The organism is Sinomicrobium pectinilyticum (assembly GCF_003725735.1).
In the GTDB taxonomy this organism is placed as follows: Bacteria; Bacteroidota; Bacteroidia; order Flavobacteriales; family Flavobacteriaceae; genus Sinomicrobium; species Sinomicrobium pectinilyticum.
Map to the genome: position 1 here is coordinate 43,453 of NZ_RJTM01000110.1, position 18,669 is coordinate 62,121.

At 44.9% G+C, this 18,669-nt stretch carries 11 protein-coding genes; 5 read left to right on the forward strand and 6 right to left on the reverse strand.

All coding sequences use genetic code 11. The annotated features are described in order from the left end of the window. Positions 1 to 16 precede the first annotated feature (16 nt). Positions 17 to 931, forward strand: a complete 915-nt coding sequence (locus ED312_RS16900) for a metallophosphoesterase family protein (RefSeq protein ID WP_123217205.1) — start codon at positions 17 to 19, stop codon at positions 929 to 931. Between the two features lie 116 nt (positions 932 to 1,047). Continuing rightward, positions 1,048 to 1,764, forward strand: coding sequence for an endonuclease/exonuclease/phosphatase family protein (locus tag ED312_RS16905; RefSeq protein ID WP_206363274.1), 717 nt, complete (start codon positions 1,048 to 1,050; stop codon positions 1,762 to 1,764). A gap of 116 nt (positions 1,765 to 1,880) precedes the next feature. Here the strand turns inward: ED312_RS16905 and ED312_RS16910 are convergent, their stop codons facing one another. The 5 genes from ED312_RS16910 to ED312_RS16930 form a co-directional block, all read right to left on the reverse strand. Then, positions 1,881 to 3,338: a glutamate synthase subunit beta gene (locus ED312_RS16910; protein WP_123217207.1), complete on the reverse strand. Its 1,458-nt coding sequence runs from the start codon at positions 3,336 to 3,338 to the stop codon at positions 1,881 to 1,883. A 45-nt stretch (positions 3,339 to 3,383) separates the two neighbouring features. Next, positions 3,384 to 7,916, reverse strand: coding sequence for a glutamate synthase large subunit (gene gltB, locus ED312_RS16915; protein ID WP_123217208.1), 4,533 nt, complete (start codon positions 7,914 to 7,916; stop codon positions 3,384 to 3,386). Positions 7,917 to 8,386: 470 nt separating this feature from the next. Continuing rightward, a complete protein-coding gene (locus ED312_RS16920; RefSeq protein WP_123217209.1) occupies positions 8,387 to 9,865 on the reverse strand; it encodes an efflux transporter outer membrane subunit in 1,479 nt (492 codons plus the stop codon). A 63-nt stretch (positions 9,866 to 9,928) separates the two neighbouring features. Then, a complete protein-coding gene (locus tag ED312_RS16925; RefSeq protein ID WP_123217210.1) occupies positions 9,929 to 13,114 on the reverse strand; it encodes an efflux RND transporter permease subunit in 3,186 nt (1,061 codons plus the stop codon). Between the two features lie 113 nt (positions 13,115 to 13,227). Beyond that, the gene (locus ED312_RS16930) at positions 13,228 to 14,379 is read right to left on the reverse strand and encodes an efflux RND transporter periplasmic adaptor subunit (RefSeq protein ID WP_123217211.1); all 1,152 of its coding nucleotides are present in this window, start codon (positions 14,377 to 14,379) and stop codon (positions 13,228 to 13,230) included. A gap of 289 nt (positions 14,380 to 14,668) precedes the next feature. Here ED312_RS16930 and ED312_RS16935 point away from each other — a divergent pair, with 289 nt between their 5' ends. Together ED312_RS16935 and ED312_RS16940 are read left to right on the forward strand one after the other, a co-directional pair. Next, on the forward strand, positions 14,669 to 14,956 hold the full coding sequence (locus tag ED312_RS16935) for a hypothetical protein (protein WP_123217212.1): 288 nt from the start codon (positions 14,669 to 14,671) through the stop codon (positions 14,954 to 14,956). Between the two features lie 364 nt (positions 14,957 to 15,320). Beyond that, positions 15,321 to 15,617 (forward strand): hypothetical protein, encoded by a 297-nt coding sequence (locus ED312_RS16940; RefSeq protein ID WP_123217213.1) that lies wholly within the window; start codon positions 15,321 to 15,323, stop codon positions 15,615 to 15,617. Positions 15,618 to 15,695: 78 nt separating this feature from the next. On the opposite strand, the gene ED312_RS16945 is transcribed toward ED312_RS16940, so the two are convergent. Further along, a complete protein-coding gene (locus tag ED312_RS16945) occupies positions 15,696 to 16,838 on the reverse strand; it encodes an acyl-CoA dehydrogenase (RefSeq protein ID WP_123217214.1) in 1,143 nt (380 codons plus the stop codon). Between the two features lie 285 nt (positions 16,839 to 17,123). On the opposite strand from ED312_RS16945, the gene ED312_RS16950 reads away from it, so the two are divergent. Further along, entirely contained in the window at positions 17,124 to 18,575 is a 1,452-nt protein-coding gene (locus tag ED312_RS16950) for an alanine/glycine:cation symporter family protein (RefSeq protein WP_123217215.1), read from the forward strand. Positions 18,576 to 18,669 lie beyond the last annotated feature (94 nt).

An 18,669-nucleotide genomic window follows, 5' to 3' on the forward strand; every position in this document is an offset into this window, starting at 1 on the left:
ACGGACGCTTTAAAATATGAAACGAAGAAATTTTATAGAAATTGTATCCGCAGGAACTGCCGGCATCTCTTCTTTTTTCGCCGCACCACTGCTTGCGGCTCCCGGAACTAAAAACACTGCGGTAAAGGAAGGACCGGTACTGAAGATAGCCCATATTACCGATGTCCATATCCGTCCGGAAGAAAATGCCCCGCAACGCTTCAGGCAATGCCTGAAGGAAATCGGCAATTCCGGTGTAGATTTTTTTCTCAATGGCGGGGATTCCATTTATGCTGCCGATTACGACCATATTTCCCGCGAAAGGGTAAACGAACAATGGGATATCTGGAAAGCATGTATGGAAGAAATCGAGGGGAAACGTATATACAGTTGTATTGGCAACCATGACATCTGGTGGGCTGCCCCGGACAAAAAGGATGTGATGTACGGCAAGGATTACGTGGTAAAATGCCTGAACATGCCCGGCAGGTTTTATAGTTTTTCCGAAAAAGGATGGCATTTTATTATTCTGGACGGAAATAACGATGCCGTATCCCTAGATGAGGAACAATTCCAATGGTTGGAAAAAGAACTGGAACGGCTGGAGGAAAACACGCCGGTCCTCATAATGTCGCACTACCCTATCCTGGGAGTAACCCCTCATTGGGAAGGCGGTATGCACTCCGATTACATTAAGCTCAAAGCCCTGTTTTACAAATACATGAACAAGGTAAAAATATGTCTCAGCGGGCACCAGCACCTGCTGGACGGGGTTACCTACAACGGAGTTTCTTATTTCTGCAATGGTGCCATGAGCGGGTTTTGGTGGGAAAAAGGAGATAAAAATTCCGCAGCACAAGGCTATTGCCAGGAAACTCCCCCGGGATATGCCATTCTGGAACTCTATGCCGACGGAACCTTTATCAACACTTATATTCCGCATAATTACTGAATCACCAATATCGTAACCAAATCCTCATGAAACCTCTTAGAAATCTATTTTTTTGCATAAGCCTTACCGTGTTCTTTTCCTGTAAAAACGACCGGGAACCAGTTGAGTTCACTTTCATGACCTACAATATCTATCACGGGGAGAACTATTACAAGCGGGGAGAAAGCAATATCGCCGGCATTGCCTCCGTTATCCGGGATGCCCGTCCTGATTTCATAGCATTACAGGAAGTAGACAGTATGACCATGCGCACTGCCGGATTTAACAGTGGTGAGAAAAAAGACCTTGTCAAAGAGCTTGAAACCCTTACCGGGATGCACGGCACCTTTGGCAAAGCCATCGATTACAGTGAAGGTGGCTACGGTGAAGGGCTGTTAACCGCAAAGCCGGCAAAAACCGGGGTTATTCCTTTACCTGTACCCGCAGGAGGAGAAGGGAGAGCCCTTGTATATGCTACATACATCTATGGCAAAGGAAAGAAAATCACCTTTGCCGCTACCCATCTCTGTCATGAATATGAAGAAAACCGGGTAGCACAGGTCCAGGCCGTCAATGACTTTCTCCTGAAACTGGACCATCCCGTGGTCCTTGCCGGGGATCTGAATTTTAAAGAAGATTCTGCTCCCTATGAAATTCTGCAACCTAACTGGACGGATTCGGCCAAAGCATTCGGATCTCCCACACTTACCATACCTGCGGACACTCCCCGATCGAGGATAGATTACATCTGGCTGAGCAAAAACAGCGACTGGAATATCCTATCCGTGGATGTTCGTAAAACAGATTATTCGGACCACATGCCGGTTGTTGTTAAAGTTTCCTTACGACAGTAACCCGCCAATCAATTAAATACAAAAAAAGAGCCGGACACACAATCCGGCTCTTTCCACTTACACTAACACAAATAAAATAGAGGAAAAATAGTTCTCTATCTAAATCTTCTCCTTAATTATGCGGCAGGGAGATCCCCTTTTTCCTTAACCGGAAGGGAGGATGTTCCCATCAGGAATTTATCGACGTGGTGCGCCGCTTCCCTGCCTTCGGATATGGCCCATACAATCAGGGATTGTCCTCTTCGCATATCGCCGGCAACAAAAACGTTCGGCACATTGGTCTGGTAATTTTCACCTTTGATATTGGTCCTGGCATCCTCTTCAAGTCCCAGTTGTTCTCCCAGGGTTTTCTCCGGCCCGGTAAATCCTAGCGCCAGCAGGGCCAGGTCACATGGCCATTCTTTTTCGGAACCTTCCACTTCTTTGAGCTGCGGGCGTCCGCCGGGGACTTTCACCCATTCCACTTCTACGGTTTTCAGGGCTTTTAAGTTACCCGCTTCATCTTTAATAAATTCCTTCGTAGCAATACTCCAGTTGCGGTCGCAACCTTCTTCATGTGACGAAGTGTTTTTCAGTGTAAACGGCCAGAAAGGCCATGGATTTTCAGCAGTTCTTTCCTTGGATGGCATAGGCAAGATCTCAAAATTGGTCACCGATGCTGCTCCGTGACGATTTGAAGTACCCACACAGTCCGACCCGGTGTCCCCGCCGCCGATAACAATAACGTGTTTTCCCCGGGCATGAAGGTCTTTGACCGGTTCTACCACTCCGTCTACCACTTCGTTATTTCTCTTGAGGAATTCCATAGCCTGTACCACTCCTTTGGCATCTGCCCCTGGAATGGGCAATCCTCTTCTGGCAGTAGCACCGCCACACAGTACTATAGCATCGTATCCCTTCAGTTCTTCCACATCGTAGTTAACTCCCACATGAACCCCGGTCTTAAACTCAATACCTTCTTCTTCAAGTATGGCCAGCCTGCGGTCTATGACCTGTTTTTCCAGTTTAAAATCCGGGATACCGTAGCGAAGTAATCCGCCGGCCTTTTTATCTCTTTCAAAAACAGTAACGGTATGTCCTGCCCGGTTCAGTTGCTGTGCTGCGGCAAGCCCTGCCGGTCCGGAACCTATCACCGCTACCTTTTTACCGGTGCGTTCCTTGGGCGGATCGGCTTTTATCCAGCCTTCTTTGAACCCGCGTTCCACGATATATTTTTCAATAAGCTCTATAGAAACTGGTGGATTTATAATGCCCAGTACACATGCGGACTCGCATGGTGCCGGACACAACCTGCCCGTAAATTCGGGGAAGTTATTGGTAGCGTGAAGTATGCTCAGCGCCTTGGCCCAGTTGTTCTGATACACCGCATCGTTAAAATCGGGGATCAGGTTTCCGAGCGGACATCCGCTGTGGCAAAAGGGAATTCCGCAGTCCATACATCTTCCTCCCTGCTCATTCAGTTCACTTTCCGTAAGATCTACGGTAAATTCTTCGTAGTTCTGTACTCGTTTTTTAACTTCTATATAGTCTTCAACTTTTCTGTCGTATTCCAAAAAGCCTCTTAGTTTTCCCATGGTCGTTGTCTTTTTATTGCCCTTATTTATTCCGTTAAACAGCAGTTACCCATTTACATTTGCCATTAATTCCTCACTGTCCAGTGCTTTTTCCCTGGCCAGTCTTTCCAGCGCTTTTTTGTATTCCACAGGCATTACCTTGATGAATTTGTTTCGCTGCGCTTTCCAGTCGTCCAACAGTCGTTTTGCCAACGGACTTTCGGTATGGGTATAATGGTTTTCCACCAGCTGTCTTACCTCCTCCATATCTTCGGAAGAAGGTTCTTCGAGCTCCACCATTTCCAGGTTGAAATTGTGTTCGTCCAGTTCATTGGAGCCATTGTAGATATAAGCTGTACCTCCGCTCATTCCGGCTGCGAAGTTCCTTCCTATCTTTCCGAGTATAACAGCTACCCCTCCGGTCATATATTCACATCCGTGATCACCGATACCTTCTACTACAGCTTTTGCTCCGGAATTCCTCACGCAAAACCGTTCGCCTGCTATTCCGTTGATATATGCTTCTCCGGTAATCGCCCCGTATAATGCCACGTTACCGATTATAATATTCTCTTCGGGTTTGAAAGTGGCTTTTTCCGGCACTCTTACTACCAGCTTACCTCCGGAAAGACCTTTTCCGAAATAATCGTTGGTGTTACCATTGACGACCATAGTGAGTCCGTGTGTGGCGAACGCCCCGAAGCTCTGTCCTGCAGAACCGGTAAATTTCAGGGTCAGGGTATCTTCGGGAAGCCCCTGGGCCCCATGAATTTTGGAAATTTCGTTACTGAGGATCGCCCCGGTAGTACGATTGGTGTTGTTGATAATGAAGCACTGCTCCATTTTTTCTTTCCTGTAGACTGCCGGGTGAGCCTTGCTCAGTATATCGAAATCCAGAACATTTTCCAGTTCGTGGTCTTGTTTCTTTGTATTGTATAAGTCTATATGGTCTCCCACCTGGGGCTTGTAAAGTATTTTAGAGAAATCTATCCCCTGTGCCTTGTAATGGTCTACTGCCCGGTTCATGTCCAGTTTCTCGCTTTTACCTACCATTTCGTTAATGGTACGGAAACCGAGATCGGCCATGATCTGTCGCAGTTCCTGCGCTACGAAGTACATGAAATTGATAACATGCTCCGGAGTTCCTTTAAAGTTTTTGCGGAGTTCGGGATCCTGGGTGGCTATACCCACCGGACAGGTATTCAGATGGCACGCACGCATCATAATACATCCGGATGCTACCAGGGGTGCAGTGGCAAAACCGAACTCTTCGGCCCCGAGCAGGCATGCAATGGCCACATCACGCCCTGTTTTCAATTGCCCGTCACACTCCAGTACTATCCTGTTTCTCAAATCATTCAGCACCAGTGTTTGCTGTGCTTCGGCTATTCCAAGCTCCCAGGGAAGCCCCGCATGGCGAAGAGAGGTCAGAGGTGAAGCCCCGGTACCTCCGTCATAACCGGAAACCAGAATAACATCGGCTTTGGCTTTGGCTACACCGGCGGCTATGGTACCTACGCCTACTTCGGACACCAGTTTTACATTGACCCTGGCCTCGCGATTGGCATTTTTGAGATCGTAGATCAGCTGGGCCAGGTCTTCAATAGAATAGATGTCGTGGTGCGGGGGTGGGGATATCAACCCTACATAAGGGGTCGAATTTCTTACTTTGGCTACCCATGGATATACTTTGGGTCCGGGCAGCTGTCCTCCTTCCCCGGGTTTTGCACCCTGGGCCATTTTTATCTGTATTTCCCTGGCATTGGTCAGGTAATTGATAGATACCCCGAACCTTCCGGATGCCACCTGTTTGATGGCACTGTTCTTCCAGGTTCCGTCCATATCCTTGTGGAACCTTCTCGGATCTTCACCACCTTCCCCGGAGTTGCTCTTCCCTCCGATACGGTTCATTGCAATTGCGAGATTTTCATGGGCTTCCTGGCTAATAGAACCGAAGGACATGGCCCCGGTTTTAAAACGCTTGACAATCTCGGTCCAGGGCTCAACTTCTTCAAGAGGAATAGGGTTAAGGTTTCTGAACTTGAACATGCCCCGAAGCGTCATCAGTCGTTCGCTCTGCTCATTGATGATATCTGAGTACTCTTTAAAGCTCTCGTATTTGTTGCTTCGCACCGCCTGTTGCAGTTTGGCTACGGAAGCAGGGTTGAACATGTGCCGCTCCCCGTTCCTTCGCCAACGGTAATCGCCTCCTATATCCAGGGTGAGATCGGCAGCTATTTTTTCTTTTTCAAAAGCCTTATCGTACCGCTTGCGTATTTCTTTCTCTATTTCGTAAAGTCCTATCCCTTCTACCCGCGTGGCGGTATTGCAGAAGTATTTGTCCACGAACTTTTTGTTGAGACCAAGGGCTTCAAATATCTGGGATCCCCTGTAAGAATGAAGGGTAGATATCCCGATTTTATTCATGATCTTAACAATTCCTTTTCCGATGGCCTTGTTAAAATTCTTAACCGCTTTTTCCGCACTCTCCGCAACAATATCTTCATTGGCTACGAGTTCCGCAATAATTTCGTTGACCAAATACGGGTTAATGGCACTTGCCCCGTAACCGAACAACATGGCAAAATGATGTGGTTCTCTCGGTTCTGCGGATTCTATGATGATTCCTACAGAAGACCGTTTTCCCAGTTTTTTCAAGGAATGGTGTACGAATGAACATGCCAGAATCGCGGGAATGGGCGCATATCCTTTTTCTACATTCCGGTCGGAAAGTATAATAATGTTCGCCCCTTCGTCCACCGCTGCGGATATTTCGGAAATAATGGTTTCCAGCCTGGATTCGAGCCCGTTCAATCCTTTATCTACTTCATAGAGTACGGAAATCGATCTGGCTTTAAAATCCGGATGTTCTATATATTTGATCTTATCGAGGTCCTCGTTGGAAATCACGGGGTTCTGAATCCGGAGTTTTTTTGCCTGTTCCGGCACAACATCAAATATATTTCTGTCTCCCCCGATGGAAAGGCTTATATCCGTTACGATCTCTTCCCGTATACCATCCAGTGGCGGATTGGTAACCTGGGCGAAGAGTTGTTTAAAATAGTTATATAGCAACTGTGGTTTTTCCGAAAGTACGGCGAGGGGGGTATCGAATCCCATAGACCCAATAGCTTCCTTACCTTCGGTGGCCATCGGGGTGATAATGGTTTTGATATCTTCCAGTGTATAACCAAAAAGTTTTTGCCTCGTGTGGATATCCTCTTTTTCCACGGGCGTTTTGTTTCCCGTATAAGGAATACTCGCCAATGGCAGAAGGTTCTCATCCAGCCATTTGCGGTAAGGCCTCTGAGAGGTGATTTCTTTTTTCACTTCTTCATCCCCTACAATACGGCCCTCGTTCATATCCACCAGGAACATACGCCCAGGTTCGAGACGACCGTGGTATTCCACATTTTCCGGTTTTATGTCAATAACCCCGGTTTCCGACGACATGACTACATACCCGTCTTTGGTCACCGTATACCGGGAAGGACGCAGTCCGTTCCTGTCCAGTAAGGCGCCTATATAGTTCCCGTCAGTAAACGGAATGGAGGCGGGACCGTCCCATGGCTCCATAATACAGGCGTTATACTCGTAGAATGCCTTTTTGGTGTCGTCCATGGACTGATGCTTTTCCCAGGCTTCGGGCACCATCATCATCATGGCTTCCGGCAAGGACCTTCCGGTTTGCAGCAGTAGTTCCAAAACCATGTCCATAGAAGCCGAATCGGACTTACCTTCCAGTACTATGGGAGGGATATCTTTCAAAGTATCGCCGAAAATCTCGCTTTTGAACAGTTCTTCCCGGGCCTTCATTCTGCTCAGGTTCCCTTTAAGGGTATTGATCTCCCCGTTATGGCACATATACCGGAAAGGCTGGGCCAGGTCCCAGGTGGGGAATGTATTGGTAGAGAACCGTTGGTGCACCAGAGCGAGTTTGGTCACCACATCGGGCTCGTTAAGGTCTTTGTAATACCTGTTTATATCCTGCGGCATTAACAGCCCTTTGTAAATAATGGTTGTAGTGGACAGACTGGAGAAGTAAAAGTAATCTGCCTCCGAAAAATTGGACTGAAGCACCTGGTGTTCCGCAATTTTACGGGCAGCGTATAACCGGGCATTGAATTCGCTTTCGGAAAGGTCTTGCCCGTTTTTGCCCACAAATACCTGCATAACGGTTGGTTCGGACTCCGCCGCTATTGCCCCGATACAATCGTGATCTACCGGAACTTTTCTCCAACCTATAATGTGCAATCCCTGTCTGGCTATGTTCTCTTCAAATATCCTGGTACATACTTTAACCTGGTTAGCGGATTTGGGCAAAAAAAGCATCCCGACGGCATACTCTTTGTATTCGGGAAGTTCAAAGCTACATGCTTTCCTGAAAAAATCATGGGGTATTTCAATAAGTATACCTGCACCATCTCCCGTTTTGCCGTCCGCACTAACAGCTCCTCTATGTTCCAAACGGATAAGGATATCCAGGGCCTTATGAATAATATCATTGGTCCTTTTCCCTTTCAGGTTACAAATAAAACCTGCTCCGCAATTGTCATGTTCAAACTCCGGGGAATAAAGTCCTTGCTGCTTAAGTTTCATATCTCTTAGTGATTGGTGTTAAAAAATCATCAACGAAATTAACACATCTACATAAAATTACACATAGGATTTTAGAATTGACACAAATTAATTCGTGTTTCTTAAAATATCATTGATGATAATCCAAAAAGATTACTCAGAGCAGAGGAAATTACAGATATGCTATTTTGACTCCCGTTTCAGAGGGCACCCCCATCTAAAACGAGCTTTAAAGAACAAAAAACAATATTAAAACCAAAACACCCTACCAAAAAACAGAAAATAACAATTAATAAATGAATAAAAACAAAAACACCCCCTATAAATTCAGGGCAAACAAAAATAAAAAAGGAGAAAAAAACCGTAAATACAGTTCTTTTCTCCACAGGAAGTATTTTCTATATAAAAAGGAGCACTAAAAAAATAAAAACCAAACGGAAGGAATTATCCTGCATAAACACAGTAAATTCCTTACTTCATCTATCTCTACTCTACTGCCAACCTCCTCCAAGGCTTCGGTACAATTCTATATTGGCAAGCAGTATTTGCATTTTTATATCGATAAGTCCCAGTTCACTATCCAGGGCATCACTTTGTGCTGTGATAACCTCCAGATAATTGGCAAAACCACTTCTAAAGAGGAGGGCAGCATCCGTAACTCCCCGCTGGGTAGTATTTAATCGTTCCTGTGTAAGGACGTATTCCTGCTCCAGTTTATCCAGGGTTATCATGGCATCTGATACCTCTCTCACCGCATCGAGAATCGTCTCCTTGAAGTCCAGCTGGGCCAGCTGCCGTCTCGCCAATGCCTTTTTGTAATTCGTCTTCAGTTTTCGTTGTTGGAATATCGGCTGAAAAATAGCGCCGTTTATCAGGGCAAATAAGGATTCCGCCGGGGTTGAGAACAGCTTATTCGCCTTATAGGAATCGAGTCCCATACTGGCATCGATAGTAAGGGTAGGATATTTTAACGCCTGGGCGATACCCACTTCTGCATTACTCATTATTAATTCATATTCCGAGGCGGCCACATCGGGTCGGTTTTGCAGGAGTTCCATAGGCACCCCCGTGTTATATTTCCCCTTGAACTCGGCATTGTCCAGATGTCCGCGGATTTCTATGCGTTGCGGTTCTCTTCCCAGCAGGGCATTCAGCCTGTTTTCCTGAAGCGCATACTCACGTTCTATTTGCGGTATAAGCGCTTCAAATCTCAGTTTTTGTGATTTGGTCTGGCGTACAGCTAGCGAGGTAGCCTCTCCGGCCTCGTACTGCAGTTCAACAATTCGCAGTGTATTTTCATTAAGATTGAGGTTCCGTTCTGCCACTGCCAGTTCTGCCTTGAGCTTTAGCAATTCGTAATACGTAGAAGCTACTTCTGCGACCAATGCCGTCTGCACTGCCTTTTTAAACTCCTCGCTTTGCATGTAAGCCGCACGGGCGGCATCTTTTTTCCAGCGAAGCTTTCCCCAGAGCCCCACTTCCCAGCTGGAACTAACTCCTATATTATAAGACAGGCGCTCCGTATACATACTGGTTGGCGGATTCTCCCCGTGAATCCTTCGCCCTCGATTGGAACCGTAATTATTGTGGTTCAAGCTCCGATAATCTCTAGTATAACCGGGCCCGGCTCCAAGCGAAGGGTAAAAACTGGCCCTGGCCTGCAACAGGTCTTGCCGGCTCATTTCCAGAACCTGGACCGTCCTCTGCATATCTATATTATTGGCCAGTGCAGTATCGATCAAAGAAACCAGATCATAGTCCCCGAAGAACTCTATCCACTTCATCCTCGCCAGAGGAATACTGTCCAGGCTATCCGCAGCAATACTATCCAGCCTGCTTACACTTCCGTGATACTCTTCCGGAAGCACATCAAAATCGGGTCTTTTATAGGGGTCTCCTACCTTACAGCCCGTTACGGCTGCCAGGAGAAAAACCACAATGCCTAGTTTTTTTATGTTTGTTAACAACATTTACCTTATTGTTTTGATCTTCAATTAGTTTTCAAAAAACTGTCCTAAATTTAATACTCACAACTACTCTTCGTCTTCCGTAATTTCCACTTTAAACCGATCCTGTAGTTCCTGGAATATATAAGCCAATACGGGAATAAAAATAATTCCGAGGAAAATACCGAAGATCATTCCTCCGGCAGTACCTATACTCACAGACCTCGTACCTTGCGCGGACGAGCCTACGGAGAACATCAAAGGTACCAATCCTGCCGTAAAGGCAAAGGAGGTCATCATAATGGGGCGTATACGCAAAGCACAGGCTTCTATAACCGCATCTATCACCTGTAATCCGGCCCTTCTTTTCTGGGCAACGAATTCCACAATAAGGATAGCATTTTTGGCCAACAATCCAATGAGCATAATAACACCTATCTGCACATAAATATTATTGTCTACCCCCGCCAGATTAATTGCTGCAAATACCCCGAGTATACCCGGTGGCAGGGAAAGGATTACCGCCATCGGTAACCAGAAGCTCTCGTATTGTGCAGATAATATAAAGTAAATCAATACGATGCTGACAATGAATACCAGAATAGTATCGGACCCGGATTTTCTCTCTTCCAGGCTCATCCCTGTCCATTCGAAACCGAGGTTTGCAGGCAGTTTTTCTTCACTAAGTTCTTCGATGGCACTCATTACATCCCCGGTACTGTATCCTTTGGCCGGAGTGATATTTATCCTGGCGGCACTATAGAGGTTATACCGGAATACCGTTTCAGGGCCGAATGTCTGCTCCAGTCTTACGAAAGCACTCAGCGGAACCATTTCTCCCTTGTCGTTCTTAACCATTATGGAGTTGATGGCTTCCGGAGTTTCCCTGTATTGAACATCGGACTGCATATACACCATATACTGACGGGTAAAACGGTTAAAATCTCCCACCCTTGTACGTCCGAAATTAGACTGCAGGGTAAACATCATTTCCTTAACACTTACGCCAAGCGCTTTGGCTTTGTCATAGTCGATCTCAATCCGGAGTTGAGGAAAATTGGTGTTAAATGATGTAAAAGCCTTTTCTATTTCCTTACGGGCCGTAAGTTCACGGATGAATTGGTTAATCAAAAGACCGAATTCTCCCATATCGCCATCGCTCATGTCCTGGAGTACGATCTGCACCCCGTCGAAATCACCAAAACCCTGTACGGTAGGCCTCGGATACATATTCACCTTGGCCTCACTGACCACTGCCATTTTTTCCGTCAGGTGTCGTATTACTTCTTCGATATTTCTTATTTTCCCTCTATCTTCTATGTCTTTTAGCATAACGTACCCCAAACCTGTAGAAGAACTTTCGGATCCGTCTACAATATTATACCCGGAAACCGTATTCACACTAGATACAGCTTCTTCTGCCTGAAGAATAGAATCCATTTCTTTAAGAACCTCACTGGTCCTGTGAAGGGAAGATCCTTCCGGCATGGTCAAGGCAAAAATGAGAAAGTTATCGTCCTCTGTCGGGACAAATCCCTTAGGGGTACGGTTAGACAAGAAAACGGTAAGCAATGCTACCAGTACCAGTGCCCCCATAACCCACCATTTATGCAACAAGGACCATTTGACCACTTTTAAATACTTTTCCGTAAACTTATCGAAAAGAGAATCGAATTTCTTCAACCCTTTGTCACGGACTTTTTTCGCCTTTTGTAATTTTCTTGAGTTACTGATACGCTGTATTATGGTTTCTTTACTCGTATCTCCTTCTTCCTCTTTCCCTTTTTTCAGGATCAAAGCACTTAATACCGGTACCAGGGTAAGCGCATTTATTGCGGATATCAATACCGCAAAAATAATGGTATAGGCAAACTCCTTATAGAATACCCCTACCGGTCCTTCGAGAAATCCTACCGGCAGGAAGACAGCTGCAATAACAATAGTAATGGAGATAATAGCACTGGTAATTTCATTCATGGCCGCATTTACGGCTTGTTTTACTCCCATGCCGTGATCTTCCATTTTTTCATAAATAGCCTCGATAACCACAATAGCATCATCCACCACTATACCTATGGCCAGTACTATAGACAGCATGCTGAGCACATTCATTGTAGCCCCGATAAACTGCAAAAAGAAAAAGGTACCGATCAGGGAAACCGGAATGGAAATTGCGGTAATAATAGTAGCCCGGAAATCCTGCAGAAAGATAAATACCACGAGGAATACTAAAATAAAGGCCTCTATCAGTGTCTTTTGCACGTGGTGCATGGATTCGTCAATCTGGTCACGTACACTATATGAAATACTGTAATCCATGCCTTCAGGAAAGGCTTTGGCCTGCTTTTCCAAAACCGCACGTACTCCTTCATCAATTTCCACAGCATTCGCTCCCTGCTGTTGTACGATATCGATGGTTACAGCCGATTTACCGTTCAACTTGTTATCACTGGCATAATTCGTAGCGCCGAATTCCAATCTTGCCACATCCTTGAGATGTAGTTGCGTTCCGTCTTTTTCCGTTTTTATAACGAGGTTTTCGTATTGTTCGGGCTCACTAAAACGCCCATCGTGTTTTAATACGATTTCGAATACTTCATCTGAATTTTCCCCGAACTTTCCGGGTGCCCCCTCGAAGCTCTGGTCTCTTACCTGATTATACACATCCCGGGGGGTCAGCCCGTACACAGCCAGTTTTTCCGGATTAATCCATATCCTCATGGCATAATCCCGGGAACGCAATATAGATGCTTCCGCTATACCGCTTACCCTCTTGAGCTCGCGCCGGATCTTCATTCGGGTATAAGCATTGAGGAAAGTTTCATCATAAGTACCGTCTTCGCTGTAGATATTGATGGTCATCAACGTCCCTTTCAATCGCTTCAGTACTACAATACCAGCCTCCACTACCTCCGGGGGAATCTGTTCCATAACCTGAGAAATACGGTTCTGTACTTCTACTGCCGCTGTGTTCGGATCCGTTCCCGGTTCGAAATATACTGTAGAGCGCCCTCTACCGGAGCTGGTCGCGGTAGAATTGATATAGCTCATATTTTCTGCTCCGTTTATAGCTTCTTCCAGGGGGACCAATACGGATTTCGCCACGGTCTCGGCATTAGCTCCGGGATAATATACCTGTACACTTACACTGGGAGGCGCTATTTCCGGAAAACGTTCTACGGGAAGTTTAAAGATACTTGCTGCTCCGGCCAGCACCAGCAATATGGAAATCACCATCGCAAATACGGGCCTCGTCAAAATTTTTTTTATCATTACTACCTCGTGGCTTTATCGGTCAGTTTACATTCCTCACCCCATCCGGAACATACAAAATGTAAATTTCCCGTAATTAATCAATGTTTTTAGTAAAAAAATACAGAAATATATCACTCATTTGTAGATAGCAGTCTTCCCTGCTGTATGGGCTTCACCTTAACCCCGTCGGTAAGATTGTCCAGGCCGGAAATTACCAGTCTGTCTCCGGGAGAAAGACTTCCGGACTTAACAATGTATTGTTTGCCGGACCTTCCTTCTATCTCTACTTCCTTACGCTCAACCGTATTATCTTCTTTCAGTGTATATATAAACCTTTTGTCCTGCACGGAAGTTGTCGCTCCCTGGGGAATCAAAATAGCCTTGGGATAGATTTGCTCCATCAATATCTTGCCGGTATTTCCCGACCTCAAGAGGGTATCCGGGTTATGGAATTTTGCACGAAGTGTTATGGAGCCGGTAGAACGGTTTATTTGTCCGGAAGTAGCATCCACTACACCGGCGTGATCATAAATAGAGCCATCTGCAAGCACCAGCTTCACATCCGAACTAATCCGCCTGGAAGTAGAATCCTTTTTCATTCTTTCGTAGTACAGGTAATCGGATTCACTCATAGAGAAGTAAACATACACGTCATTTACATTCGACAATACTGTAAGAGGTTCACTGTCGGTCTGTTTCACCACGTTCCCCACGGACTTCGGAAATCTTCCTACAAACCCGTTAACAGGTGCTTTGATAGTCGTAAATTCCATTTTGATCCGCATGTTGGCAGCCATTGCTTCTGCCCGGTCAAGTGAAGATTTTGCCACCTCATAATCTGCCTGGGCGGTTTTCTGCTGTACCTCGGAGATCACTTCATTGTCTATAAGAGGCTGTAAACGGTCCAATTCCGTCTTTGCCTTTCGTAATTTTGCCTGTTCCAATGCCACATTAGCCTGCGCATTTTTCAGGTCCTCAAGATAAGGTTGCTGGTTCACCTTGAAAAGCGGCTGTCCTTTCTTTACAAAGTCCCCTTCATCAACAAAAATCTCTTCCAAAATCCCATCCACCTGGGGACGTATCTCTACATCCTCTACTCCTTCTACCAACCCTAAATAATGTGTTTTTTCCGAAGCCGACTCTTCCTCCAGAGTAATTACGGGAAGAGGGATGCCTTCGTCCTCTTCTTCTTTCTCCTTACAAGCTGTAACGGAAAGGGCAAGCAAAAGAACAAATAATAATGGAAATCCGGTGCCAAATAAGGTGTTAGTTTTCTTTTTCATCTTAATTTATATGAATATAAGCAATTTTAGGTTCATCCTAGTAACAATATAAGTGCCACATTATACCAAACCCCTTCCGTCAACATAAAAAATACTGAATAACAACAATTTACAACAAAATCTCCTCTTTCACAAATTAAATATAGTGTATAAATCCTGAGAATCAACGAGGGATAAATGTGTAAATTTTACCCACTTCTGTCATACCCATCCCTCTCATACGCGTGTTTCTTATTGTTACCGGTAGTAGCAATGAAACCCGCATATACAGCCAAAAGATTATTTGTGAATGAAATTTAACCCGCTATACATTCTTAAAAAACTTCTCACCTTTTGCCTGTCCACTGATGAAACAGAATTGACCTCAGGAAGGTTCACCCCGGTCGGTCCCGTAACCCCGGATCAGATATCGTTGCGCTGGATATTATGTCTCGCCGGAAAAATAAAGACCGCAAAGCCGGTTTGCGGAATACCTGTTGAAGTGACCGGGAATGTAATGAAGAACGTTACAGTATATCACATTCTACAATCCATCTTGTCATTACTCCTGGTAAAGAAGGGCAACAGCACTTTTTGACCACAAGACCTCTTATTTACCGGATTGACGAATATTATTCACAGTGGATCGGTGACATTACAGCTTTTCTTTTTCAAATCATAACGTACAGGACAGATCAGCTGCCTTTCGCAATTGTCAACTCAAAACCAAGAATACCTATATTATTAAATATCAATAAAATAATGTATAGTCTTTACACACTTTCACACCCGGTACACACGGAATATTACACATATTACATTTTCGCCTCTTTATACCAAAACACAATAAACGACTGTAAATCAAATTGATAAACAAGATTATCAGGGACCTTCCGAAAGCTGGCATCAAATTTTCAATATACCAGACACAAACAAAGTTTAACCTTAAAATCTTAATAGTCATGAAAAAGTTATTTTTAGCCGCAGCATTGGTTTTTGGAGGATTTGCTACCCAGGCAGCAACTACCATAGACACTAACGACAACACGGTAATTGCAGTTAATCAGGAAGAATTTACAGAAATTTCTACCGATGAAGTTCCTTCTGCCATTACAGAAGCTTTAGAAAGAGATTATGCCGGAGCCACCATAGACAAAGCTCACAAAAATGAGGCAAATGAATACAAGCTGGAAATTACCATGGGTGAACAAACAGGTGTACTTTATGCTGACGAAAACGGAGAATGGATACAAAAGTAATTCGTCCTTCATATTAGAGTAAAAATAAAAGGGTTGCAGAGATGCAGCCCTTTTATTTTTTAAGGTATCTCTTTCTTCTCAATCCTTTAAAAGACTTCTGGAGATCACTATTTTCTGGATTTCCGAAGTCCCTTCGTAGATCTGGGTAATCTTTGCATCACGCATCAGCCGTTCCACATGATATTCCTTCACATAACCGTTACCGCCATGTATCTGTACCGCTTCTATTGTGGTATCCATAGCTACCTGCGACGCATACAGTTTTGCCATTGCCCCTGACAGGTCATAATCTTTCCCGTTATCTTTATCCCAGGCTGCTTTCAGTACCATATGCCGGGCTGCTTCTATCTGGGTATACATATCGGCCAGCTTAAAGGCAATGGCCTGGTGATTGCATATTTCAGTACCGAAAGCCTTTCTTACTTTGGAATACGCTCTGGCCAGTTCATAGGCACCGGATGCAATTCCCAATGCCTGGCTGGCAATACCTATACGCCCCCCGGCCAGGGTTTTCATGGCAAATTTAAATCCGAAACCATCTTCTCCTATACGGTTTTCTTTAGGCACCTTTACATCATTAAATATCAAGGAGTGCGTATCACTACCGCGAATACCCAGTTTCTGTTCTTTGGGGCCTATCTCAAAACCTTCCATTCCTTTCTCGACAATCAAAACATTGATGCCGTGATGTTTTTTACCGGCATCCGTCTGGGCTATAACGAGGTAAATACTCGCAGTTCCTCCGTTGGTAATCCAGTTCTTGGTACCGTTGAGGATATAGTAATCCCCTTTATCAATCGCAGTCGTTTTTTGAGACGTCGCGTCACTTCCCGCCTCGGGTTCGGACAGGCAAAAAGCCCCCAGGATCTCTCCCTTTGCCAGACGAGGCAGGTATTTTTGTTTCTGTTCCTCCGTACCATAATGTTCCAGTCCCCAGCAGACCAGGGAATTGTTTACACTCATCACCACCGAGGCAGAGGCATCTATCTTGGATATTTCCTCCATGGCAAGAACATAAGATACCGTGTCCAATCCACTACCTCCGTAATCCGGCGAGACCATCATCCCCAAAAATCCCAGTTCTCCCATTTTACGGATCTGCTCCGCAGGGAACTTTTGTTTTTCATCTCTTTCTATAACGCCGGGCAGCAATTCATTCCGGGCAAAATCCCTCGCTGCATCACGGATCATAAGCTGTTCTTCTGTAAATGTAAAATCCATTTTTATATAATGCTTATTTGTTTCATAACACACAAATTAATGAAAAATATGTATAAAAAACTGCTTTTGCAGGGTACAAAATTAATTTTTCACAAAAAACCATCTCAATTTTTATACAGAACTCATTTGAACTTGCTCCATAATCTGCTATAATTTTCTTTATTTTATGCCGGAGAAAAAAATAGCACTCCTTACATACAACATAAAAATAATACATAAATACTTTACCGGATCGTGTTTTTTGCATGACCGGACTTAAAAACTAACTACACTAACTCAATTAACATGGAGGAAATTATTAAAAGTATTAATGCCATTGTGTGGAGCAATGCCCTGGTTATTCTATGTCTCGGTGCGGGCATTTATTTTTCGGTAGTGACCGGATTTTTACAGGTACGGTATATCCGTGAAATGGTAAAACTCCTTTTTGCCAAGGAATCTTCCAATAAAGGGGTCACCTCATTCCAGGCATTTGCCATAGCAATCTCCGGCAGGGTAGGGACCGGTAATATTGCCGGGGTTGCGACCGCAATTGCTTCCGGGGGTCCGGGCGCTGTTTTCTGGATGTGGGTCATTGCCTTACTCGGAGCGGCTTCGGCCTATGTAGAAGCTACCCTGGGGCAGATATACAAAGAAGTAAAAGACGGGCAGTACCGCGGGGGGCCGGCGTTTTACATTGAAAAAGGGCTCAAAACAAAAGCATTCGGTGTTCTCTTCGCAGTTGTAACCATTGCATCTACGGCTTTTTTTCTCCCCGGTGTACAAAGTAACAGTATCGCTCAGGGAATAGAAGAAGCATTCCGTTTTCCCGTATGGGCAACCGGTATAGGTATTTCTGTTTTGCTTGCCCTTATTATTTTCGGGGGGATAAAAAGAATCAGTAAAGTAGCCGAGATCGTCGTTCCTTTTATGGCTATAGGCTATATTCTAATGGCACTGATAGTCATTGGAATGAATATAGAAAAAGTCCCGGAAATGTTCTCGCTCATCTTTCGTTCAGCTTTCGGGGCGGAAGAGATGTTTGCAGGGATTTTCGGTTCTGCCATCGCATGGGGTGTCAAAAGGGGGATATACTCCAATGAAGCCGGCCAGGGGACAGCCCCTCATGCTGCGGCTGCGGCAGAAGTAAGTCACCCCGCCAAACAGGGACTCGTACAGGCTTTTTCCGTGTATGTGGACACTCTTTTCGTCTGTACTGCCACTGCTTTAATGATATTATTTACCAATTCCTACAATGTAAAACATCCGGATATAAAAAATGAGTTCATTGTGCAGAACCTCGACAAAAACGTAGAGGCCGGGCCGGCCTTTACACAAGCTGCCATTGCCCATCATTTCCCTACGGTAGGAGCTGCTTTTGTTGCCATCTCCCTCATGTTCTTTGCCTTTACGACCATAATGGCGTACTACTATATCGCCGAGACCAATCTCAGTTACCTGGACAGGAAAGGTTCGCAAATCAAACTACTTATTTTACGCCTGGTGCTCTTGTTTTCCGTATTTTACGGCTCCGTAAAAAGCGCCCAGCTCGCCTGGGATATGGGCGATATAGGTGTGGGTCTGATGGCCTGGATAAATATTATCTTTATCCTCATACTCCAAAGGCCGGCCCTGAAAGCCCTGAAAGATTACAAGGAACAAAGAAAAAAGAAAAAAGACCCGGTATTCGATCCGGAAAAACTGGGAATCCGGAATGCAGATTTCTGGAAGACCTATAACAGGAAGGAAGAAAACTAAAATAGCCATTTATTTACTTTAAAACACACAATCAATGAACTCATTTAAACTTTTTTAATAGAAGCGAAAAATAGCAATTTTTGTTCCACAGGCA